The sequence below is a fragment of the Mycobacterium gordonae genome (genome assembly GCF_017086405.1).
GTDB lineage: Bacteria > Actinomycetota > Actinomycetes > Mycobacteriales > Mycobacteriaceae > Mycobacterium > Mycobacterium gordonae_D.
Genome location: NZ_CP070973.1, coordinates 5,503,719 through 5,526,160 on the forward strand (window position 1 = coordinate 5,503,719; position 22,442 = coordinate 5,526,160).

Below are 22,442 nucleotides of genomic sequence, written 5' to 3' on the forward strand. Positions count from 1 at the left end.
CATGCCGCGATCAGTGAGGCCTGAGCACGCTCATCGGTGGGCGATCCGACAGCGACACCGGCACGATGTGCTGGGCGTACCCGTCACCGACGGGGAAGAACTGGGTCAACCCGACTCCGGAATCGGGAATGCCGCAGCGGGAAAGGAGCGTCGCGATCACCTGACGACTCATGGCGCCAAGCTCTTCCAACGGCCTATTGCGGTGGGCCCGCACACCCAGGTTGACCTGGGCGATCGCGTCCAGGCCCAGCCGGTCGAAGGTGTCGATCAGCAGGCCGATTTCCACGCCGTAGCCCGGCGCGAAGGGCAACGACGTCAGCAACTCCCGAGTGGCCGCGTATTCCCCGCCCAGCGGCTGCAACACCCAGCCCAACTCGGGACGTAGCGCTGCCAGCAGCGGTCGCGCCACCAGTTCTGTGACCCGGCCACCACCGGTGGATCCGGCGTCGCCGCTGGCGTCGCCGACGCCGAGCGGACGCCGGTAGAAGCCTTTGACCAGGTGAATGCCGTCCCCGGTGAGTAGCGGACCGACCAGATTGGGCACGAACATCGGATCCGGGTCGATCAGGTCGGAGTCAATGAACACCACGATGTCCCCGGTGGTGGCAGCAAGTGAACGCCATAGCGCCTCGCCTTTGCCGGGCCGCGCCGGTAGCTCCGGCACTGCCTGCTCGCGGCTCACTACTCGGGCGCCGGCGGCGATGGCCCGGATTTCGGTGTCGTCGGTGGACCCCGAATCCAGCACGATCAGTTCGTCGACCAATCCGTCGACCAACGGCGAGATGCTGTCGATCACCGATTCGACAGTGTCTTCCTCATTGAGCGCCGGTAGCACGACCGAGATCGTCCGGCCCGCTTTGGCCGCGACGAGTTCGCTCACGGTCCAGCGCGGACGGTTCCAACTACGGTCGGCCAGGTCACCGACGAGGTCGGCCGCGACCAGATCGGATGCGGTCATCCCAGCCCCCTTACGGTGCGCGTCGGCGGCCGGATCCCCTGAATCGAGGCCACCATCTCCAGCACCCTCCTGGTCGCCGCGACCTGGTGGACGCGGAACATGCGGGCTCCGGCGGCCGCGGCCAGCGCGGTTGCGGCCAGCGTTCCCTCGAGCCGTTCGGTCACGTCCACGCCTAGAGTCTCCCCGACGAAGTCCTTATTACTCAAAGCCATGAGCACCGGCCACCCGGTCTTAACAAGATCGGCCACGTGTCGCAACAGCACCAGCCCGTGGAAAGTGTTCTTGCCGAAATCGTGGGCCGGATCGATGAGTACCCGGTCGCGGGCTACCCCGGCCGCGACTGCCCGCTCGGCGGCGGCTGTGACCTGGGCAATCACGTCGTCCACCACGCCGCGGGTAGACGTACCGTAACTCACCCGGAAGGGCCGGGTGCGTGGTAACGCTCCCCCGGTGTGCGCACACACCAAGCCGGCGTCGAACTCGGCGGCCACCTCTTGCAACTGCCGGTCCACGCCGCCCCAGGTGTCGTTGATGATGTCCGCCCCGGCCGCGCACGCCAGCCTGGCCACCTCCGAGCGCCAGGTGTCGACGCTAATCAGTTGGTCGGGGTAGGCGCCGCGCAACCACTCGACAAAAGGCACCAGCCGGGCAATCTCGGTCTCGGTGTCGACGTTCTCCCCGGGGCCCGCCTTGACCCCGCCGATGTCGATGACGTCGGCGCCCTCGGCCACAGCGCGGTGCACGGCCTCGCGGGCAGCGTCGTCGGCAAAGGTCGCGCCCTTGTCGTAGAACGAGTCCGGGGTGCGATTGATGATCGCCATGATCAGCGCGCGGTCACCGGCGACGGGGCGGCCGCACAGGGTTGCCTGCACGCTTCCATAGTGCCTGCTGCCTTCGTAACTGCCGCCGGCTGCCAGTACCGATCGCGAAGCTGCCTACTCTGCGATGTCGCCGGACGCGGCGCCGCAAACTCCTGTTCGCTTAGCGCGAATGCGATCCGGCGAGCTTGGAAATTTGACCGCTGCCGACCCGCCCACCGCCTTTAGTGGTGGTACCGCCGCTGGCGGGCCCCACAGGTCTTGCCGCGGCAGTAGTCGAAACCGCGTCACCTGTCTGTGCGCCACCGTTGCATTCCGCAGATCGTGACTCCCATGGGTGACCAACGCAGCCGCGTCGCCGCCGCTAGAAACCGCACGGCCCGGCGCCACCGCCACCCCACTAGGATCTCCACTACCCGGCGCCACCGCCACCCCACTGCCCGGCGTTACCGCCACCCCACTGGGGTCCCCACTGCCCGGCGTCACCGCCACCCCACTCGGATCCCCACCAGAAACCCCACTACCCGGCGACACCGCCACCCCACTGGGATCCCCACTACCCGGCGTCACCGCCACCCCACTCGGATCCCCACCAGAGACCCCACTACCCGGCGTCACCGCCACCCCACTCGGATCGACCCCACTACCCGGCGTCACCGCCACCCCACTCGGATCCCCACCAGAAACCCCACTACCCGGCGACACCGCCACCCCACTCGGATCCCCACCAGAGACCCCACTACCCGGCGTCACCGCCACCCCACTGGGATCCCCACTACCCGGCGACACCGCCACCCCACTGGGGTCCCCACTACCCGGCGTCACCGCCACCCCACTCGGATCCACACCAGAGACCCCACTACCCGGCGTCACCGCCACCCCACTCGGATCCCCACCAGAGACCCCACTACCCGGCGACACCGCCACCCCACTCGGATCCCCACCAGAAACCCCACTACCCGGCGACACCGCCACCCCACTCGGATCCCCACCAGAAACCCCACTACCCGGCGACACCGCCACCCCACTCGGATCCCCACTACCCGGCGCAACCACCACCGAACGCGGGTCCCCACCAGCGGGCGCGACGGCACTGTCTGCCTCAGACACACGCCCCTCCGATGCTTGCGATCCGTCACTCCCACCACCAGTGACTGTTGGTGAATCGGCCGTACCGTTGCCACGACCGGAAGACACTTCGCTGGCGGCCGTCCCGTCGCCGCCACCTCGCGTCACGCCACTCGGTGAGGCGGCCGAATCACTTCCCCCAGTTCCCCTCTCACTCGGGCCACTAGTCGGGGTATTGACAGGACTTCCTTCGCTTACGGCACCGCCGCTGCTGGGCTGCTCGCCCGAACCGGTACCGATGCCCGGATTTGTAGGTGTATCAACGCCACTACCGCCCGATGTAGGAGTGCCTCCACCCCCGCTGTAAGGGGGAGTTGAGCCAGTGCCGCCAGCTGGTTGGGCACCACCAGTGCCAGCGGGTGAATCGAACCCTCCAACGGAATGCCCTACCGCGGTGTCCCCCGGCACCGCCTCCCCCCCGGCCGAGCGACCACCCGAAGCCAGACAGGCCGCATTGTTCAGGTCCGCCGCGTTGTAGGCCGACGCAACGCGGCCCAAAGTTTGCACAAACTGGTTGTGAAACGAACTCGCTTGCGCACTGATCGCTTGGTAGATCCGCCCATGGTTGGCAAACATGCTGGCAATAGCGGATGAGATCTCGTCTGCCGCAGCCGGCAACAACTCCGTAGTAGCTCCCGTAGCCGCCCGACTAGCCTCGCTAATGCCTGCGCCGATTCGCTCCAGGTCAACTGCCGCCGCAGCAAGCATTTCCGGGGTTGCTACCACAAACGACATCTAGATTCCTCTCAAAATGACCGATAACCGCGATGCACTTGATATTTGGTGCTGAGCACCGAGGTGTCCTATTGGTTGCATCGGAGCGCAATACAGACATGTAGAGGAATACTTGATCACTACCCATTTGGAAAATTTGGATCAGGTCCAGTTTCCGCGTTTCGTCTTCGACGTAGGACGGTCTTGACCGCCTCATGGTGCCTCGAACTTGGCGCCGCCTATCCGACAAGACGATCTATTCCCAGCCTGAACTGGGCAGAGGCTCGTGAATCTCACAGAAAAATTGCACAAGTCATCGCGGAATAGTCTTCTAAAATGAGATAAAATCATGCCGAGTAAAACTCTCTAAATCCGGTCGTGGCGCAATCAACGACTCTGATCACAAGCAGAATTACAAATTAGAACTAGCCTTCAAAATAAATGTAAGCATCATCTTCGCAAAGGTTGAATGCGACTCGACTACATGCGATTTTGGAAGCACCGATGGCCGGCAGCAGCGCCCAACCCAGCTCCGCTCGAATCGGCACAGAACGGAAGGTCGCGGCCTCTACGCCTTCAAGGTTCCGCGTCCATTCCCCGCCGGCGCATCAAATCGCTGCAAGAGCCTTGCTCGAATCGTCCTCAGCCGAGAGTTGACCTATGCAGCACTCTGTTACGACAGGATGCCGGCCCTAGTCCGCGATGATGACCGCGACGTTAATCGATGTTATTCATTTTCATGTGAGCACAGATCCCGGATGCATAGCCCGGATTAACTCGAATGATCATATGGCGATTTTGCGAATGAGCGCAGAGATGAACGGTCGCCGGCGGCATCGAAAAAGATCGGGACTGCACCACGGAGCGTCTTCAGATTATGTCAGTTGAATGAGCAACGTGCGCTGTCGTCGTGCAATCCGGGGACCCAATTATCGACATTCGACGGGTGCCGTCGCGCGGTTCTCTGTTGGCCTCGCATTCGCAGCACCGGCAGGCAAATCCGAGACGGCTGAACATAGGTCAGCCCCGGTTTTAGATTGGCCGAATCCGGCTTTGATGAGTGCACCGTGTGGTGCGTCGAGTAGCGGATGAAGCGGTTTGCCACAGGGCGGATGCGAACCCGGATTTACCGAATGCGTCGTCACCGCGCTTGCCGGAGCACTGGTCATCGATCGTCGTCCAAACGGGTGCACTTGGACTGACCGACGACACCAAACATCGGCACCAAAAAGGACACCTCCGACTTCACCTTCCATGCGCCGTCGCTCGATTCGCCCGCTTGCATTCGGCCTACCCTACCGAATCGTCAGACGATCTACAACAAGATCGTCCGACAATCTAGATTGGCGCGACCAGGAGGAGCTACGCTGGTCCCCGCAGTCAGTCGCCTTCGGCCACAGGTGCGAGGAGCAGGGGGATCATTCATGGGTGAGACGACGGGTGCCACCAGCAGATTGGCCGAGGCACTTCGCGCCCAGATCGTCGCTGGCGAGCTCGCCCCTGGCTCACGCCTGTCCGAAGAACACGTCCGCGAAGCCTACGGAGTTTCACGCAGCACCCTGCGTGAAGCATTCCAGTGGCTGATTCGCGAACGTCTGCTCGTACACGAACTCAGCCGGGGTGTGTTTGTGCGCCAGCTCTCGCGCGACGACATCGCCGACCTCTACGAAGTGCGGCGAGTCGTCGAATGCGCGGCGCTCAGGCATAGCAAAACACTGACCCCCAATGGTTTACGAAAGCTCTCGGCCGCAATCGAGGAGGGTCAGGCCGCTGCCGACGAGTGTCACTGGGACGCTGTGGCCGCCGCGAGCATCAAGTTCCACGAGTCGCTCATCGACCTCGTCGAGAGCGATCGGTTGTCCTCCATCATGTCCGGTGTGCTGGCTGAATTTCGGTTGGCTTACGCTCACATGCGAGACACTCAGCTTTTCCACGCTGCGTTTCTGAAGCGGCATGAAGAAATTGCCGGCGCGTTGCGTGCCGGCGCTACAGAGTTGGCCGCTGACCTCCTCGAGAAGTACTTGAACGACGCCGAGGACGCCCTATTACGTTCTTTCGGCGTCTGACGATCGGAACCCACGCCACACCACGAATCGTCTGATTATCTCTTGAGACACTCGCCTCTGGCGCCCTGGGATCGCGAATCATCCTTCGCGCCAACCTAATTGGCGATACCGAACGAGGCGTCGGATGCTGGCCTCGTCCTTACAAAGCAGGGCTTTCAGCCCTGCTGTCGCTTACCCGCCGCGACCTCGAGACTGGAGCTGCAAACGCTATCGCTGCTCGGCCCGCAGCTACGCAGAATGTCGACGGTGCTGGAACAGACACCACCGGGCTTGGCTACTGATCCGGCAAGTGACACTCCGACCATGGTGATCGCGAGATCGGTGAGCGTAGAGACTCTCCTGGCGATACGAACCGCGGTGGCCATCCGTTTCGGCCGAGTGGCCGACGACGTCGATCACACATGTACTCATTTCGCGAACGCTGAGGCGGACCGGTCCGCACCGGTCGCTGCTGCGGACCGTAAACCGCCTTCTCGGTGATCGTCGTTTTCACTATGATCGAGCGCGGCTTCGGAGCTAGCGGTTGACGGTGACACGCAGCCAGATCGACGCGGCACGGCCGGATTTGGTGTTGGAGTGGATCCAATCTCGGCGAAACACCGTTAAGGATTTGGAGACCCATGCCGACGAATATGTCCAGCTTATGGAGAAACCCGGCGGGCAACCGTGGTCGGGACGTTTCGCCGAGGCCGCTGTGACGGCTGCGCACGCCGATCGTAGGACCATCGTCCACAGCTCCGATGCGATCCAGACGATGGCGATCCGAGCGTTTCGTGACCTGACGGAGTCGGTAGAGCCCAAACTGACGAACGCGCGGGCGATGATTGACAATGCCGAACGGCTCGGCTTCACGGTCAACGACGACCCGTTGTTGGCGACGGTTGAAAGTCCGGCCACTCGCAACGGTTGAAAAGTAGGCCACCCAATCAGATTGGATGGGTGATCTCCTTGGAAGACTGGGCGTTGATCCGGCATCTTCATCGCAGCGAGGGTTTGTCGCAGCGGGCCATTGCACGCCAGCTCGGCATCGCGCGTGACACGGTGGCCGGGGCGCTGGCCGGCGATGGTCCACCGAAGTACGAGCGAGCTTCGGCGCCGTCGGCGATCAGCGAGGTGGAGCCGCGGATCCGGGCGTTGCTGTCGGCCTATCCGCAGATGCCGGCGACGGTGCTCGCCGAGCGGGTCGGGTGGACGGGTTCGATCTCCTGGTTCCGCGAGCGGGTCCGAGCGATCCGCCCGGAGCACCTGCTCGCCGATCCGGTTGACCGCCTCGACCATCCTCCGGGGCGAGCGGTTCAGTGCGACCTGTGGTTCCCGGCACCCAGGATCGCGGTCGGGTTCGGCCAGGAGGCGATGCTGCCGGTGCTGGTGATGGTCGCGGCGTTCTCCCGGTTCATCGCCGCAATGATGCTGCCCTCGCGTCAGACGATGGACCTGGTGGCCGGGATGTGGCAGCTACTCTCGGGCAGCTTCACCGCGGCACCCCATGAGTTGTGGTGGGACAACGAGGCCGGGATCGGACGCCGCGGTCGGTTGACCGATCCGGTCACCGCGTTGATGGGCACGCTCGGGTCGCGGCTGGTGCAACTCAAACCCTATGACCCCGAATCCAAGGGGATCGTGGAGCGAGCCAACCGCTATTTGGAGACCTCGTTCCTGCCGGGGCGCAGCTTCACTTCGCCAGCGGACTTCAACACTCAACTGGGCCAATGGCTTCCGACCGCCAACGCCCGTCGGGTGCGGGTCCTCGATGGTCGTCCGGTCGACTTCCTCGACGGCGATCGAGCCCAGATGCTGGCGTTGCCGCCCGTGGCGCCGGTCACCGAGGCGGTGACCTCGGTGCGGCTGGGGCGCGACTACTACGTGCGGGTGGCCGGCAACGACTACTCCGTGGACCCGCATGCGATCGGACAGCTCGTCGAGGTGAGGACCACCTTGAATCAGGTGGTGGTGACCCGAGCGGGGCGCCAGCTGGCGGCTCATGACCGCTGCTGGGCGGTACGACAAACGCTGACCGATCCCACCCACGTCGCGACTGCCGCAGCATTGCGTCGACAGTTCCAAACCGGCCCACCACCGGTGGTCGGTGATTACCTGGTCCGTGATCTGGCCGACTACGACCGCGCGTTCGGTGTCGACTTCACCACGGCAACAGTCACTTCCGACGGGGAGGTGGCGTGATCATGGCCGAGGATCCGATCAAATCCGTCCTGCATTACGCCCAGGCCCTTAAGGCGCCGCGCATCCGCGACGCCGCCGCCCGGCTCGCCGAGCAAGCCCGTGACGCCAACTGGACTCATGAGGAGTATCTGGCGGCGGTGCTTTCCCGGGAGGTCGCGGCCCGGGAAGCCTCCGGTGCGGCGACCCGCATCCGCTCGGCGGGGTTTCCGACGCGCAAGTCGTTGGAAGACTTCAACTTCGATCACCAACCGGCCTTGAACCGGGACATGGTCGCCCACCTAGGCACGGGTGCGTTCCTGGCCAGGTCCCGCAACGTGGTGCTGCTCGGCCCACCGGGAACCGGCAAGACTCACCTCGCCATCGGATTGGCCATCAAAGCCGCCCAGACCGGGCATCGCATCGCGTTCGCCACCGCGGTGGACTGGGTCGCTCGCCTCAAGGCCGCCCACACCGCGGGGCGACTGCCCGTCGAGTTGGCCAAGTTGCGCCGCATCGGCCTTCTCGTCGTCGACGAGGTCGGATACATCCCCTTCGAACAGGACGCCGCGAACTTGTTCTTCCAACTGGTCTCCAGCCGCTACGAACACGCCTCGCTGATTCTGACCTCGAACCTGCCCTTCGCCCGCTGGGGCGACGTGTTCGGAGATCAAGTCGTCGCCGCGGCGATGATCGACCGCATCGTCCACCACGCCGACGTCCTGACCCTCAAAGGCTCCAGCTACCGGCTCAAAGACACCGGAATCGACACCCTGCCCTCCGCCAGAGCCGACAACACGGCACAATAACCACCGACCACGTGGCCTACTTTTCACCGTCGTCTGTGGCCTAGTTTTCGACCGTCGTCAACACCCGTCGCTGTCCTGGTCACAGCCAGCAGCGATGGGCGAAGCGATGGCACAGAAGTATCGGCAAGCCAGCTTTCGGTTCTCCAGGGAGATAAAGACCGCCGCCCAAGACTGGTGGGAAGCCGAGCAGCCGGTATCTGCTCAGATGAGCCGAGACCGAGACGCGGTTCGGATGCCCTTCGGCAGCTCGGCAGGCGATCCACGCAAAGGCGTCCACTCTGTTGATTACCGCGTTCCGCTAAGTCCGGGCGGCCCGTTCGCGCAGGACCCGCAGCCAGGACCATCGATGACACGCGAGCAGGCGAAAGCCGGCCCGCGTGATATTGACGCCAGAATATGGGAGCACAACCGTGTCGAAAACCACTTATCGAGTCGCTTTCGCCCAATCACCCAAGACGGGCCGATTTTAATGTCGACACCGAGCGGCTCAACGCAGAAAAGCGGCAATATCTGGATGTCTTGTTTCATCAACATCCGCCAGAGAGTGTGATCGGCCCTCACAACTATACTCTCCCTGGCGCGCGACTGGGAGCCAGTGCTATCGGACCCACAGATTCTGGAAAATGTTGGCTTTTTCCTATGCAGCCCGGACAGTCCTTAATCGATCCGCGTGTTACAGCGATCCGTGTCATGGAACCCACAGTCCAGTACCCAAATGGATATACAGTATCTATGAACGAGATGGGCAGACAGTCAACCCGATCAACTGGCGGCCAGTGCCGACTTCAGATGACTATGCACACATTCCTTTGTCATAGTAAGGGAAGACCACCGTTGTAAAAGCTATTTTCCATACGCCAGCTCTACGAGTCGACTCCTGACGTCGGATCGTCAGTGAGCCGACGACGTAATCCACTGGTATTCACCGGGGGCCTTCGATGAAGCCGAGTTCATCGACATGCGTTTGTCGCCGCAGCGATCCGGATTGGCATCTATATGCTATTCGCTGGTGTCAGGATTTTGCAAATTGCAATGCCGCGTTAGGTAGTGTTGACGGGTGTCGGAAACCTCTGTTCGTCCAATGACGATCAGGCACGGACGCTCCCTTGGCATGCCCGTTACCGGAAACTAGAATCCAAGCGGTCCCACGTGGTCGGGAGTGCCATTTCTACCTTGGAATAATTCTCGTCAGAATGCCTGGGCGTCAAATGTCCAAGAAAATACAGATCAACCGGAGACACTTACCGAACCGTCAGATAAGCGACATGAGACATGAGATCCGCAAGATGCGTACGTACTCAAATTCGGCCAATTGTCAGTGTCGGGAGCCGCCGCTCAGATCTACGTTGGGCATATTCAGGGATTGGACGGGTGCCCCACCTGACATGAACGAACTATCTGACGCGGAAATCATCAATAGTTTTCCACAATGGTCATCAGCGACGGAAGTCCGCGAGCATCACAAATTTGTTGGCTTGGCGAATGGAAATTGTCATAAGCGTGGCGTCGAAGACTGCCTCCGCAGTAAGACTTCAAGCTCTGCAGTGAAACTTCAAGAGCATCATCTGCAACCGGGTCAAGCGAACAACGGATCGTCATGAGCCAGTTCAGCCCTGCGGCCGCTTACCCGCCGCAACCTCGCCCGGATACTCGTCATAGAACGGCACATAGCCCTCTTTGCGGCCGGCCAACACGTACAGCGGGTCTTCGACGTCAGCACCATACGCCTGCTTACGCAACTCCACCTTGCGGCTCTTGAACGTCGTGGTGTGCTCGAGCGACTCCACCAACCGGACGAATAGCGGCAGCGCGTAGGAGGGCAGCTTGTCGTACACGGCGCGGGCCAACGACTGGCCGTCGAATTCGGTGCCCTCTCGCAACTTGATCGCGGCCATCCCGGCCCGCCCGCCGGTGTCGGGCACCTCGACGCCGAACACCGTGCACTCCTCCACCGGCTTATCCGCGGCCACCGCCGCCTCGACCTGCGTGGTGGCCACGTTCTCGCCCTTCCAACGGAACGTGTCGCCCAACCGGTCGACGAACGCCGCGTGGAATAAACCCTGCGGGCTCATCACGTCACCAGTGTTGAACCAGCAGTCGCCCTCTTTGAAAGCGTTGCGCACCAACTTCTTTTCACTCGCCGACTTGTCGGTGTAGCCGTCAAACGGCTGCAGCCGATTGACCGGACTGAGCAACAGGCCGGGCTCGCCCGCGGGTACCCGGCGGACCCGCCCGTTGTCGTCGCGAACCGGTTCACCGGTGTCCGGGTCGTATTCGACGTAAGCCAGCGGCATCGGCGAAATCCCGGTGCTGCGAGGCACATTGAAGACGTTGATGAACGCGGTGGTGCCTTCGCTGGCGGCGTAGAACTCGCAAACCCGGGAGATGCCAAAGCGTTCGGTGAATTCGTCCCAGATGTCCGGGCGCAGGCCGTTGCCGGCGATGACGCGGATCTTGTGCTTGCGGTCGGTCGGCTTGGCCGGCTGGTTGAGCAGGTATCGACAGACCTCGCCGATGTAGATGAACGCGGTGGCGCGGGCGTCGATCACCTCGTCCCAGAACCGCGACGCCGAAAACGATTTCCCCAGTGCCAGTGTCGCCCCGGAGTTGATCACCGACGACACCGCGACGGTCAGCGCGTTGTTGTGATAGAGCGGCAGGCAGCTGTACAGCGTGTCGGAGCTCCGCAACCGCAACCCCAGCCCGCCGAACGCGCCCAGCGCCTTCAGCCAGCGGTAATGCGTCATCACGCTGGCCTTCGGATAACCGGTGGTGCCGGAGGTGAAGATGTAAAACGCGGTGTCCTTGGCACGCACCGCCGTCGACGAGGCCGGGTTTGTGGCCGGGGCGGTGGTGGCGAATCGTGCCAGGTCTTCAACGGTGAGCACGTCACCGACCGAGCCGCCGGATTCGCTGATGGCACTGACCAAGTCGGACTCGGCGATCAGCACCTTGGCGTCCAGCAGACCCAGGCTGTGTGCAAGGACGTCGCCGCGCTGGTGGTAGTTGAGCATGCCCGCGACCGCCCCGCACTTGACCACGGCCAGCATCGTCAGTACTGCGTGCGGCGAGTTGCGCAGCATGACACCGACGACGTCTCCGGGGCCGACCCCGCGCGCAGCCAGCACGGCGGCGTACCGGTTCGCCGTGGCGTTGGCTTCGCGGTAGGTGAGCTGTTGATCGCCGAACCTCAAGAAGACGCGGTCCGCATACCGGGCGGCCCGGTCCTGGAACACCGAGGCGATCGACGTTTTGGAGCTGGGGCGGGCCAGCAGGCCACCCACCCCCCTTGCGATCGACGGCGCGTCGGCGATGAGGCCGGGCACCTGCATGGCGATGTCGGTGAGCTTGACTCGTGCGCGTGCGCCTCGATCGGACACGTGATCCCTCGCTTCGTTAGTTCCCGCTGGGCCCGTCAGTCGGGCGCGCACGCCTGTAGCGCATCGCCGACTTTATCGACCACGATCAGCCGGTCGACGGCGGCCTGTGAGATGTAGCCGCTGTCGATCAATCCGTAAACCCAGGCGCGCACACCGTCGTAGTGACCCCACGGGTCCAGCAGCACGATGGGCTTCTCGTGTACGCCCAGATATCCCTCGGTCCAGGCGCTCAGCAATTCGTCCAGGGTGCCGACACCGCCCGGCAACGCGATGAAAGCGTCGGCCCGCTCCTCCATCACCTGCTTGCGCTCACGCAGCGTGTCCGTGACGATCAACTCGTCCGAATCGTGATCGGCCAGTTCGCGTTCCAGCAACATGGTGGGTATTACCCCGACGGTCCAACCGCCGTGCGCCCGGGCCGCCGAGGCCACCGCCCCCATCGCCGACACGTGACCGCCGCCCCACACCAGCGTCCAGCCCCGCTCGGCAATCGCAGCACCGAGGGCCGCCGCGAGCTCCAGCAACTCCGGGTGCGTCGGCGACGCGGCGCAGTACACCGCGACCGTCCACCGGCCACTGGTTGCAGAAGGCATATCCGAAACGTAGACCAACCCTGCACCGACTGCGTACCGAACCAGGGCCATAGACTCGCAACGGTGCCGATTCGTTGGAACGTCCCCCAGCACACGGTCGCGCTGCAGCGGCTCACCGCCGCCTTGGCCGACACGGGTGGCGCCGTGGTACTCGGACCCGACGGAGTCGGCAAGTCCACCTTGGCGCGGTTGGCCGCTGAAGAGTTCTGCGCTCAACACCCCACTACGACAACCCGTTGGGTGATCGGCACTCCGGCTGAGCGCGTGGTTCCGTTCGGGGCCTTTGGGCATCTGGTCGAAACCGCCGACATCGGCAAGCCCGCCGCGCTGTTGCGCGCCGCCCGCACCTCGCTGGTCCGTGCAGCCGAGGAGGGTGATCTGCTGCTCATCGTCGACGAGGCCCACGACCTGGACATCCTGTCGGCCACGCTGGTGTACCAGATGGCGCTCACCCACGCGGCCCGGATGATCGTCACGGCCCGTGCTGATGCGGCACCGCAGGCGATCGCGGCGTTGTGGACCGACGGCCTGCTCGACCGTATCGATCTCGAACCTCCCGGCGGGGCGACGACTGCGGCTGAGGTCGACGAATTCCTCGGTGAGTTGCCGGCGCCGGCACGATCCGTGCTGGACTATCTAGCGATTGCCGAGCCGCTGTCGCTGGCCGATCTGACGGCCCTGGCCGGCGACGGAGCGGTCAGCCTGGCCGAGGAACTGGGCGCCGCGGAAATCCGGCTGCGCGGCGGTGATTCCGACGAGCCCATGGTGTACACCGCGCACCCGTTGTTCGGCGAGCGCGCGGCGGCGGCGATGGGCCCGGACGGTGCTCGCCGGCGCCGTACCGAACTGGTCAATCTGCTCTCGCAGCATCCGTCGGAACACCCCAGCGCCCGGCTGCGGCTGGCGTCGCTGGCGCTGGACTGCGACGCCCCCCAGCCGGTAAGCGAGGTGGCCGCCGCCGCGCAGCAGGCGCTGCGCCTGGGTGACCTGCTGCTCGCCGAACGGTTGGCGCGCGTGGCCGTGGACCGGTCGGGCGCACTGGATGCGCGCCTGGTGCTGGGACAAGCACTGGGATGGCAGGGCCGCGGCCGCGAAGCCGGTGCCGTGCTGGCGGCGGTGAATCCGGGCGAGCTCTCGGAATCCGACTTGATGGCGTGGGCGGTGCCGCGGGCCGCCAACCAGTTCTTCATGCTGGGCGAGCCGGAGAAGGCCACCGCATTTCTGCAGACCACCCGCGGTCGGCTCACCGATCCGGCAGCACGCACCGTCCTGGACGGGTTGAATGCCACGTTTGCGATGAACGCCGGAAACCTACGGCGCGCAATGACTCTGGCGACCGAGGTGCTGTCGGGGTCGTCGGCCGGTGACATGGCGGTGTCGTGGGCGGCCAGTGCGGCCGTGTTGTCCTCGGCCCGGATGGGCCGCTTCGGTGATGTCGAACGACTGGCAGTGCAGGCGGCAGCCGCCGAGCATCCCGGGCTGTTGCGGTTCACGGTCGGGCTCGGCCAGATCACGTCACTGTTGATGGCGGGCGAGGTGGCGCAGGCCCAGACGCTGGCCCAGCAATTCACCGACTTCGCCGAGCTGCAACAGCCCGGACGGGCGATCGGTGAAGTGCTGACCGCTTACGTGCTCCTCGTCAAAGGTGAATTCGGCACCGCGGCAGCACTTTTGGAACCAGCCGCGGCCGAGTTGGAACACACCGGCTATTCCTGGGGCCCGTTGTCGCTGATGTTGTTGACGACGTCCATCGCCAGGCAGGGCGATATTCCCGGCTCGGCGAAAGCGTTGCGGCGCGCGGAGTCCCGGCACGGGACGAAGTCCGCCCTGTTCGCGCCCGAGCTCGGGCTGGCGCGGGCTTGGACCCGGGCAACCGCCCGGGACGACACCGGCGCCGTCACGGCGGCGCGGGAGGCGGCCAGATCCGCCGAGCGGGCCGGGCAGTCGGCGGTGGCATTGCTGGCCTGGCATGACGCCGTCCGGCTTGGCGACCGGCGGGCGGCCGACCCGGCCACCCGGATCGCATCCGAAATCGACTGTCCGGTAGGCCATCTCATCGTCCAGCACGTCCGCGCCCTGGTGGCCGGCGATGCGGGCGAACTCCTGGCGGTGGCTGACGAACTGGCTGCGATCGGGATGGGTGCCGCTGCCGGGGATGCGCGCCGGCAAGCCCAGCAGTTCGGTGCTTAACCGCTGAGGTAACTCCGCAGCATGTCCACCGCGGCGCTGATCGCGGCGACCGGCACCCGCTCGTCGCGCTTATGCGCCAGATTGGGGTCGCCGGGCCCGTAGTTCAGCGCGGGGATTCCTCGCGCCGCGAACCGCGAGACGTCGGTCCAGCCGTACTTCGCCCGCACCTGGCCCCCCGCGGCCTCGACGAGAGACTTGGCGGCCGGCGCCGCCAGGCCGGGTAGCGCACCGGCCGCGGAGTCGGTCAGATCAATGGACACGTCGAGCCCGTCGAGCACCTGGTGGACGTGCTGCAGAGCTTCGCCGGGCGAGCGGTCCGGCGCGAAGCGGAAGTTGACCGTGACCGAAGCTGCATCCGGAATCACGTTTCCCGCGATGCCGCCGTCGACCCGTACCGCCGACAATCCCTCCCGATACACGCAGCCGTCGATGTCGACGCTGCGCGCCGAGTAGCCCGCAAGTCGATCAAGCACGGCACCCAACTTGTGAATAGCGTTGTCTCCCAACCAGGAACGGGCAGAGTGCGCGCGGGTTCCGGTGGCGCTGACGACCACCCGCAACGTGCCCTGGCAACCAGCCTCGATGAACCCGCCGGTGGGCTCGCCCAGGATGGCGACATCGGCTGCCAGCCAATCTGGCAGCTCACGCTCCAGTCGGCCCAAGCCGTTTGCCGCGGACTCGATCTCCTCGCAGTCGTAGAACACCAGGGTCAGGTCGTGCGCCGGTTCGGCGACCGTGGCCGCCAGGTGCAGGAAGACGGCGTCGCCGGATTTCATATCGGAGGTGCCGCAGCCATGCAGGTCGCCGTTCTCGATGCGGCTGGGCAGGTTACCGGCCACCGGGACGGTGTCCAGATGCCCGGCCAGCAGCACCCGCGACGGCCGGCCCAGCGCCGTGCGCGCCAGGATCGCGTTGCCATTGCGAATGATCTCGAACCCCGAGGCCTGGTCACGCAGGGCCGCCTCGACTTCGTCGGCGATGCGGGCCTCGTCACGCGACTCGCTGGGGATATCGACCAGCGCCGCGGTCAGCTCGACCGGGTCTCCGCGTAAATCCAGCACGTCCCCAGTATGCCGAGGAGACACGGAAGCACCCTTTTCGTCGGCGTGTCGGGTGCTTTTGTGTCTGCTCGGTCAGGAAAGTAACCTGACCGCCGTGACTGGAGCTGCAGGCATTGGCCTGGCGACCCTTGCCTCCGACGGATCTGTCCTCGACGCATGGTTCCCCGAACCCGAACTGACCGAATCGGAAACCACCGCGACGACACGGCTGGCGTTGTCCGACCTGCCCGCGGTGCTGGGCACGCTCGTCGGCCGCGACGACGACCGCCAGACCGAGACCATCGCGATCCGCACCGCGATCGGCTCGCTGGACGATGCGGCCGCCGACGCCTACGACGCCTACCTGCGGCTGCACCTACTGTCGCACCGCCTGGTGGCACCGCACGGGCTGAACGCCGGCGGCCTGTTCGGGGTATTGACCAATGTGGTGTGGACCAACCGTGGTCCCTGCGCGGTCGAAGGTTTCGAAGCGGTGCGGGCGCGGCTGCGCCGACTCGGACCGGTGACCGTCTACGGCGTCGACAAATTCCCGCGGATGGTCGACTACGTACTGCCGTCGGGAGTTCGCATCGCCGATGCCGACCGCGTCCGGCTCGGCGCCCACCTGGCCCCGGGCACCACCGTGATGCACGAGGGCTTCGTCAACTTCAACGCCGGAACCCTGGGCGCCTCCATGGTCGAAGGCCGCATCTCGGCGGGCGTCGTCGTCGGTGACGGCTCCGACATCGGCGGTGGTGCCTCGATCATGGGCACGTTGTCCGGAGGTGGCGCACAAGTCATCTCGATCGGCAAGCGCTGCCTGCTGGGGGCAAACGCCGGACTGGGCATATCGCTGGGCGACGACTGCGTGGTGGAAGCGGGCCTCTACATCACCGCGGGCACCAAAGTGACGACGCCCGAAGGGGATTCAGTCAAGGCACGCGACCTGTCCGGCGGCAGCAACCTGCTGTTCCGCCGCAATTCGCTGACCGGTGCGGTCGAGGTGGTGTCCCGCGACGGTCAGGGCATCGCACTCAACGCCGAACTGCATGCCAACTGAGCGGGTTTCCCCGCTGGCTCGGCGAGCGCGACACCGTTGGTCTCGGGCAGCAGATAGGTGGCCCCCAGGCTGACCAGTGCCAAAGTCGCCATCATGAGCCCGATCGCCCAGCTGCCGTAATGCTCTAACAGCGGGTCCGCGATCAGCGGCGGCACCGCCCCGCCGATGACCCCGGCGGCATTGACCGACAGCGCCGTCCCGGTGTACCGGTAACGCGTCGCGAACAATTCGGGGACGAACACGGAGACGGGCCCGAAAACGGCCCCGTCGACGGCGAACAGCCCGGCAAGCGCCAACACGAACAAGCCGACGTCGCCCGAGTCGACCATCGGCATCACCAACAGCGCCCAGGGCACGGCCAGGGCCCAACACACCAACAGGACACGACGGCGACCAAACCTGTCGCTGAGTGTCGACGTGAGCGCCGCCGCTGCGATACAAGTCAGGCCACCCAACGCGCCCACCAGCAGGATGACGTTGCGCGAATACCCGAGATGGGTGTTCGCGTATGCGGTCAGGTAGGTGCTGGCCAGATACACCAGACCGAAGCAGCCCAGCGCGCAGCCGGCGGCCAGCACCACCTCGCGTCGTTGCCGTCGCAGCACCTGGACGAACGGCGTTCCCGCAGCGGCGTTCTGAGACTCTTGCTGTGCGAACACCGGGGTTTCCCCGATATTCAGCCGCACGTACAGCGCGATCGCGATCAGCACCCCGCTGAACAGGAACGGAATACGCCAGCCCCAACTCATGAACGCCGAACTGCGCGCGCCGATGGTGAAATTCACGCCGAGGAAAGTCAGACTGGTCAGCACCAGGGCGATGCCGCCGCCGATTACGGTGAACATCCCGTACCGCCCACGTTTTCCTGGCGGGGCCGTCTCGGCGCTCAACAGCGCCGAACCCGCCCACTCACCGCCCACCGCGAAACCTTGTAGAAGCCGAAGGGCGACCAGGATCAACGGAGCCGCGCCACCCACCGTCGCGGTAGGAGGAACCAGGCCGACGGTCACGGTGGACAGCGCCATGATCAGCAGGGTCGCGACCAGAGTCCGCTTGCGCCCCAAACGATCTCCGAAGTGCCCGAAGACCACCGCACCCAGTGGCCGGGACAGGAATGCGGTGGCGAATGTGCCCATCGACGCGACAGTGGCCATGGTGGGACTCAGCTGCGGATAAAAGACGGTCGGAAACACCAGTGCCGCCGCGGTGCCGTAGATGAAGAAGTCGTAATACTCGACCGTCGAGCCGACCAGACAGGCGAGGGCAATCCGCCTCATGGACGACGCGTGGGGGTCAACTTCTGATCGGCGCACAGCGAGCGAGATTACGGCGTCAAACCCGGTGAGCGCCGTGAACAAGCTGGAAACATCCTGGGTCCTGGGCGCGCGTCATCCCCACAGCTTGGGCGACTTGTAGACGTTGGTGGGGTCGTAGTCGAATCCGGTCGTCGACACATCACCAACCTCGTGCAGTAGCCGCCGCAACTCGGCCAGACCGGCTTCGCCCACGCGTTCGGCGATCGCGTGGTCGAGTGCGGCGGCCGCGCGCCGGCGTGCGGTGACATACTCGACTGCCTTCGGCGTCAGTACCACCACTTTCTCGCGTTGGTCATTGGGCGAGACCTCGGTCTCCACGTAACCGTCGCGGCGCAGTTCGCCGACGAGTTTGCTGGCCGCCTGCCGCGAGACGTCGAATTGTCGCCCCATGTCCGAAATCGTCATCGGTCCGGGCTGCGCGTAGAGGGCGAAAACGTAGTTCATCGCGAAGCGCCGTTCCGGGAATCCGGCGGCTTCCATGTCGTTATCCAGCCTAGTGACGTAACTCCACCAGGCCATGCGCATGCCCTGACCGAGCTCGGTCTGCGGCGATCGCGGCCGCTGCTCGTCAACCATTATTGACAAGGTACCCGACCGGTCGTAATGTGAGTAACTGTCAACCAGAGTTGACAGTTACTCGAAGGGAGTAAGAAATGTCGAAAATCCGCATCTTGTCGGCGGGGGTGTTGTGCGCCGCCGGACTGTCGCTGGCGGCCGGCCTGGCTGGACCGGCAGTCGCCGCGGCCGCCCCCGGTCAGCCTGACCTGGGTCCGATCCATGCACCGATGGCGCCGCTGCGGCCGACCCCGCCGCCGACGCACCCGATCTACCACTACACCGACGATTTGACTCACCCGGTCTGGTCGGTCACCCATCCTTTCTGGGCGATGGTGCCCTGAGCCCCCTCCCGCCGCGAGGGAGCGCGAAAAACCGGCGGCTACGGCTGTCCTCATACATTCGTGCGCCCTCGCAGCATCGCCCCTCGGGGGTAGGCGCTACCCGGCCGCCGGGCTACGCGGCATGACGTACGCACGAGGGGGCACGCGCAGCACGTTGCTGAGGCTCAACCCGCTGCCGGCCCGGCCACCCAGCTGGCCGACCGGAAGCCCGCTCGGCACGTGCTCCGGCGCGGCATCGACGGCACCGGCACCGGCCACGGTGGTGAGCGCCCGGGCAGCGGGTGTGACGGCCTGATTGGCCGCGGCCCAGCCCTGCGGCACCGACAATTCCCCGACGGCGGCGGCCCGCCCGAGGCCGGCCACCACGCCCGCACCGCCCGGAGCGCCCACCCCATTGCCCAGGGTGCCCATCGCCCGGGCGCCGCTGTCGACCGCTCCCTCCACCGCTTTGGCCGCTGCGGGCACCATCCCCTTCATGAAAGAGCTGGTCGTATTCGTCATCGACACACCGGAATTGAGCATCGAAAAGTTGTTGTTGACCATCGAGATGATGTTGCTGATCGGCGACAGATGCGGGCTGACGGCCTTCCAGGTGCCACTCAGCCACGACGTCTGCGTGGAACCCTGCTGAGTGGGAGTAGCCAGTTGCTGCAGCGCCTGCGGGACGTTGGACATCAGCTGGGTGGCGGCCGCGGAGTCGGTTGCCTGCTCCACCGCAGACCCACTCAGGACCTCCTCGGCCACGCCTCCCATGGTGGTGATCTCTGGAGCTTCCTCGAACACCGAGAGCGTCTCCGTCGCGGCGGCCGCGATGCCCGCGTAGCCGTACATCGCGGCGGCATCCTGTGCCCACATCTCGCCGTACTCGGCCTCGGTCACCGCGATCGCGGGAGTGTTCTGACCCAAGAGGTTGGTCGCGATCAGCACCATCAACTGGGTGCGGTTCTCGGCGATCACGGGGGGCGGCACGGTCATGGCGAACGCGGACTCGAAGGCCGCCGCAGTGGTCCTGGCCTGGTTGGCGGTCAGTTCGGCCTGCGCGGCGGTGACATTGATCCAGGCCAGATACGGGGCTGCCGCGGCGGCCATCAGGGCGGCGGACGAACCTATCCACGGCCCCACCGTCATCCCCCAGACCACCGACTGCACCGACGACGCCGCCGAATACAGATCCAGTGCCAGGATCTCCCACATCTCCGCGGCGACCAGCAGCGAACCGGCACCGGGGCCGGTGTACATCCGCCCGGAGTTGACTTCTGGTGGCAACGAACCGAAATCCATCTCTTCGATACCCCCGGCTCAGTGAGCGGCCGCCGCGTTGGCGGCTTCGGTGCTCGCATAGGAACCGGCGCTGCTGGCCAGCGTGGCCACGAACCGGTCGTAGATGACGGCGGCCCTGGCGCCGACCGACTGGTACATCGCTGCGTGGGTGGCGAACTGCGCCGCCGTGAGCAACGACACCTCATCGGCCGCTGGAGGTAAGACGCCCGTGGTCGGTGCGGCCGCGGCCCCGTTGCTCGCGGCGGTGGCCGCACCGATGCTCTGCAGTACGTCGGCGGCGGCTGCCAGCATCTCTGGTTGTGCCGTGACAAAGGACATGCGTTCAACTCCTCAAGAATGATTCGGCGATGTGGTGCTCGTCACTGACTGCTTTGGTGGTGACGGAAACTGCTGCACATCATTGCCGCGCCGCGAGAGGCCGCGATAGGCCAATAAATCCCAATCACTTTGAGCCGAAGTGCAGTGTGCACCGTTCCGCGCCAAGCCAGGTTGATTTTCCCCAACGGGTCACCGGAGATGGTGCAAACTGCACCTCCGAACTTTCAGCAACCGCCTCTGGTGCGGCGGGAGCGGTAGGGCTACCATCCGCCGACCTTCCGACATGCACTGTGCTGCAAGTCATTCTATGCAATGGCTGCGGGTGTGCTATGAGCGGACAATGCGGAACCGGAACCCGATTTCGATTCATCCCGATTGCGAATATGCATGCGGCGCAGCAGGTTAAATCCCGCCGAACAGTTAGAACGCAAAGTGCGCACAGCGCCGCGCGCCCTTAAAATCAGCGCGTGGCATGGCAACAACCCTCGCCGCGCATTCGTGAGCTCATTCGCGAGGGAGCGCGCATCGCCCTGAATCCGGGCGCAGAGTGGATCGAGCAACTCGATCGGGCCACCATCGCCGCCAACCCCGCGGTCGCCGCCGACCCGGTACTGGCGAAGGTGATCCAGAAAGCCAACCGGGCCAACCTGGTGCACTGGGCAGCGGCAAACATGCGCGACCCCGGCGCCCCGGTGCCGGCCAATCTCGGCACGGAGCCGCTCAGGATGGCGAGGGACCTGGTGCGTCGCGGACTGGACGCACTGGCCCTCGATATTTACCGGATCGGCGAGTACATGGCCTGGCGGCTGTGGATGTCGATCGCGTTCGACCTCACCTCCGATCCCGACGAGCTACGCGAGTTGTTGGACGTCTCCGCCAAGTCCGTCAACGAGTTCATCGAGGCCACGCTGGCGGGCATCGCCACGCAAGTCCAGCAGGAGCATGACGAGCTAACCCGCGGCACCCATGCCGAGCGTCTCGAAGTGGTCGGGCTGATCATCGATGGCGCCCCGATGAGCCGCGAGCGCGCCGAAGCGCGGCTGGGCTACGCCCTGGCCCGACACCACACCGCTGCCGTCATCTGGAGCGACGAGCTCGACGGGGACCACGGCAACCTCGACCGCGCCGCCGACGCGTTCTGCCGCGCCACCGGTTCGGCGCGACCACTGACCGTCGTCGGTGGCCTGGCCAGCCGGTGGGTGTGGGTGTCCGAGGCCGCAAGCCTCGATGCCGACGCCGTCCACGCCGCGGTTGCCGACGCACCGGGTGCCCGCATCGCGGTCGGAACCAGCGCGTTCGGGCTCGAGGGTTTCCGGCGCAGCCACCTCGAGGCGCTGACCACGCAGCGCACTCTGGCGCGGCTGCGCTCCAATCAGCGGGTGGCGTTCTCCGCCGATGTGCAGATCGTCTCGCTGATCACCCAAAACGGCGATGCGGCAACGGCGTTCATCACCAGCACGCTCGGCGAACTCGAGGCGGCCAGCCCCGAGTTGCAGGCCACCCTGCTAGCTTTCATCAACGAACAGTGCAATGCCTCGCGCGCGGCCAAACGCCTCAACACACACCGGAACACCTTGCTGCGCCGACTCGAGTCGGCACAACGGCTGCTGCCGCGACCACTGGATCACACATCGGTCAACGTGGCGGTTGCCCTGGAAGCGCTGCAATGGCGCGGCACCAAGACCAGCGACCGCGACAACAGCGTGCCCGCCTGA

19 protein-coding genes and 1 pseudogene are annotated in these 22,442 nt (G+C 65.1%); 9 read left to right on the top strand and 11 right to left on the bottom strand.

Features of this window, described 5'->3' with window-relative positions:
- Positions 1-10 precede the first annotated feature (10 nt).
- From JX552_RS23370 to JX552_RS34270, 4 genes and pseudogenes are all read right to left on the bottom strand, one after another.
- The gene (locus tag JX552_RS23370; RefSeq protein WP_205874220.1) at positions 11-958 is read right to left on the bottom strand and encodes a glucosyl-3-phosphoglycerate synthase; all 948 of its coding nucleotides are present in this window, start codon (positions 956-958) and stop codon (positions 11-13) included.
- Complete coding sequence (gene folP / locus JX552_RS23375) at positions 955-1,779, bottom strand: dihydropteroate synthase (RefSeq protein WP_205878639.1); 825 nt, start codon at positions 1,777-1,779, stop codon at positions 955-957. The genes JX552_RS23370 and folP overlap by 4 nt, the downstream gene beginning before the upstream one ends.
- Positions 1,780-1,893: 114 nt before the next feature.
- A complete protein-coding gene (locus JX552_RS32700) occupies positions 1,894-2,886 on the bottom strand; it encodes a serine-rich family protein (RefSeq protein WP_241010691.1) in 993 nt (330 codons plus the stop codon).
- Between the two features lie 483 nt (positions 2,887-3,369).
- Positions 3,370-3,639 (bottom strand): annotated as a pseudogene (locus JX552_RS34270) (PE family protein); the annotation flags it as partial.
- 1,403 nt (positions 3,640-5,042) lie between these two features.
- On the opposite strand from JX552_RS34270, the gene JX552_RS23385 reads away from it, so the two are divergent.
- The 5 genes from JX552_RS23385 (at position 5,043) to JX552_RS23405 (ending at position 9,200) form a co-directional block, all read left to right on the top strand.
- Positions 5,043-5,684: a GntR family transcriptional regulator gene (locus tag JX552_RS23385; protein ID WP_205874222.1), complete on the top strand. Its 642-nt coding sequence runs from the start codon at positions 5,043-5,045 to the stop codon at positions 5,682-5,684.
- Positions 5,685-6,207: 523 nt separating this feature from the next.
- The gene (locus tag JX552_RS23390; protein WP_205874223.1) at positions 6,208-6,594 is read left to right on the top strand and encodes a hypothetical protein; all 387 of its coding nucleotides are present in this window, start codon (positions 6,208-6,210) and stop codon (positions 6,592-6,594) included.
- A 29-nt stretch (positions 6,595-6,623) separates the two neighbouring features.
- On the top strand, positions 6,624-7,865 hold the full coding sequence (istA, locus tag JX552_RS23395; RefSeq protein WP_205873161.1) for an IS21 family transposase: 1,242 nt from the start codon (positions 6,624-6,626) through the stop codon (positions 7,863-7,865).
- A 2-nt stretch (positions 7,866-7,867) separates the two neighbouring features.
- Entirely contained in the window at positions 7,868-8,650 is a 783-nt protein-coding gene (istB, locus tag JX552_RS23400) for an IS21-like element helper ATPase IstB (RefSeq protein ID WP_205873160.1), read from the top strand.
- Positions 8,651-8,744: 94 nt separating this feature from the next.
- On the top strand, positions 8,745-9,200 hold the full coding sequence (locus JX552_RS23405) for a hypothetical protein (RefSeq protein ID WP_205874224.1): 456 nt from the start codon (positions 8,745-8,747) through the stop codon (positions 9,198-9,200).
- 1,057 nt (positions 9,201-10,257) lie between these two features.
- Here the strand turns inward: JX552_RS23405 and fadD6 are convergent.
- Together fadD6 and log are read right to left on the bottom strand one after the other, a co-directional pair.
- A complete protein-coding gene (fadD6, locus tag JX552_RS23410) occupies positions 10,258-12,030 on the bottom strand; it encodes a long-chain-acyl-CoA synthetase FadD6 (RefSeq protein WP_205874225.1) in 1,773 nt (590 codons plus the stop codon).
- Between the two features lie 35 nt (positions 12,031-12,065).
- Positions 12,066-12,623 carry a cytokinin riboside 5'-monophosphate phosphoribohydrolase gene (gene log, locus JX552_RS23415; RefSeq protein WP_205874226.1) on the bottom strand — a complete coding sequence of 186 codons (558 nt, stop codon included), beginning with the start codon at positions 12,621-12,623 and terminating at the stop codon, positions 12,066-12,068.
- Between the two features lie 63 nt (positions 12,624-12,686).
- On the opposite strand from log, the gene JX552_RS23420 reads away from it, so the two are divergent.
- The gene (locus JX552_RS23420) at positions 12,687-14,813 is read left to right on the top strand and encodes a GTPase domain-containing protein (protein ID WP_205874227.1); all 2,127 of its coding nucleotides are present in this window, start codon (positions 12,687-12,689) and stop codon (positions 14,811-14,813) included.
- On the opposite strand, the gene dapE is transcribed toward JX552_RS23420, so the two are convergent.
- Entirely contained in the window at positions 14,810-15,874 is a 1,065-nt protein-coding gene (dapE, locus tag JX552_RS23425; RefSeq protein WP_205874228.1) for a succinyl-diaminopimelate desuccinylase, read from the bottom strand. The two genes, JX552_RS23420 and dapE, sit on opposite strands and share 4 nt — an antisense overlap.
- 85 nt (positions 15,875-15,959) lie before the next feature.
- Between dapE and dapD the strand changes: the two genes are divergently transcribed.
- Positions 15,960-16,913: a 2,3,4,5-tetrahydropyridine-2,6-dicarboxylate N-succinyltransferase gene (dapD, locus tag JX552_RS23430; protein ID WP_205878640.1), complete on the top strand. Its 954-nt coding sequence runs from the start codon at positions 15,960-15,962 to the stop codon at positions 16,911-16,913.
- Here dapD and JX552_RS23435 read toward each other — a convergent pair.
- Together JX552_RS23435 and JX552_RS23440 are read right to left on the bottom strand one after the other, a co-directional pair.
- Complete coding sequence (locus tag JX552_RS23435) at positions 16,874-18,190, bottom strand: MFS transporter (protein WP_205874229.1); 1,317 nt, start codon at positions 18,188-18,190, stop codon at positions 16,874-16,876. The two genes, dapD and JX552_RS23435, sit on opposite strands and share 40 nt — an antisense overlap.
- A gap of 111 nt (positions 18,191-18,301) precedes the next feature.
- Positions 18,302-18,805, bottom strand: coding sequence for a MarR family winged helix-turn-helix transcriptional regulator (locus tag JX552_RS23440; protein WP_205874230.1), 504 nt, complete (start codon positions 18,803-18,805; stop codon positions 18,302-18,304).
- Positions 18,806-18,882: 77 nt separating this feature from the next.
- Here JX552_RS23440 and JX552_RS23445 point away from each other — a divergent pair, with 77 nt between their 5' ends.
- Positions 18,883-19,128, top strand: coding sequence for a hypothetical protein (locus JX552_RS23445; protein ID WP_205874231.1), 246 nt, complete (start codon positions 18,883-18,885; stop codon positions 19,126-19,128).
- A 96-nt stretch (positions 19,129-19,224) separates the two neighbouring features.
- Here the strand turns inward: JX552_RS23445 and JX552_RS23450 are convergent, their stop codons facing one another.
- Together JX552_RS23450 and JX552_RS23455 are read right to left on the bottom strand one after the other, a co-directional pair.
- Entirely contained in the window at positions 19,225-20,409 is a 1,185-nt protein-coding gene (locus JX552_RS23450; protein ID WP_205874232.1) for a PPE family protein, read from the bottom strand.
- An 18-nt stretch (positions 20,410-20,427) separates the two neighbouring features.
- Positions 20,428-20,727, bottom strand: a complete 300-nt coding sequence (locus JX552_RS23455; RefSeq protein WP_205874233.1) for a PE family protein — start codon at positions 20,725-20,727, stop codon at positions 20,428-20,430.
- A gap of 467 nt (positions 20,728-21,194) precedes the next feature.
- Here JX552_RS23455 and JX552_RS23460 point away from each other — a divergent pair, with 467 nt between their 5' ends.
- Positions 21,195-22,442 (top strand): Rv1453 family transcriptional regulator, encoded by a 1,248-nt coding sequence (locus tag JX552_RS23460; protein WP_205874234.1) that lies wholly within the window; start codon positions 21,195-21,197, stop codon positions 22,440-22,442.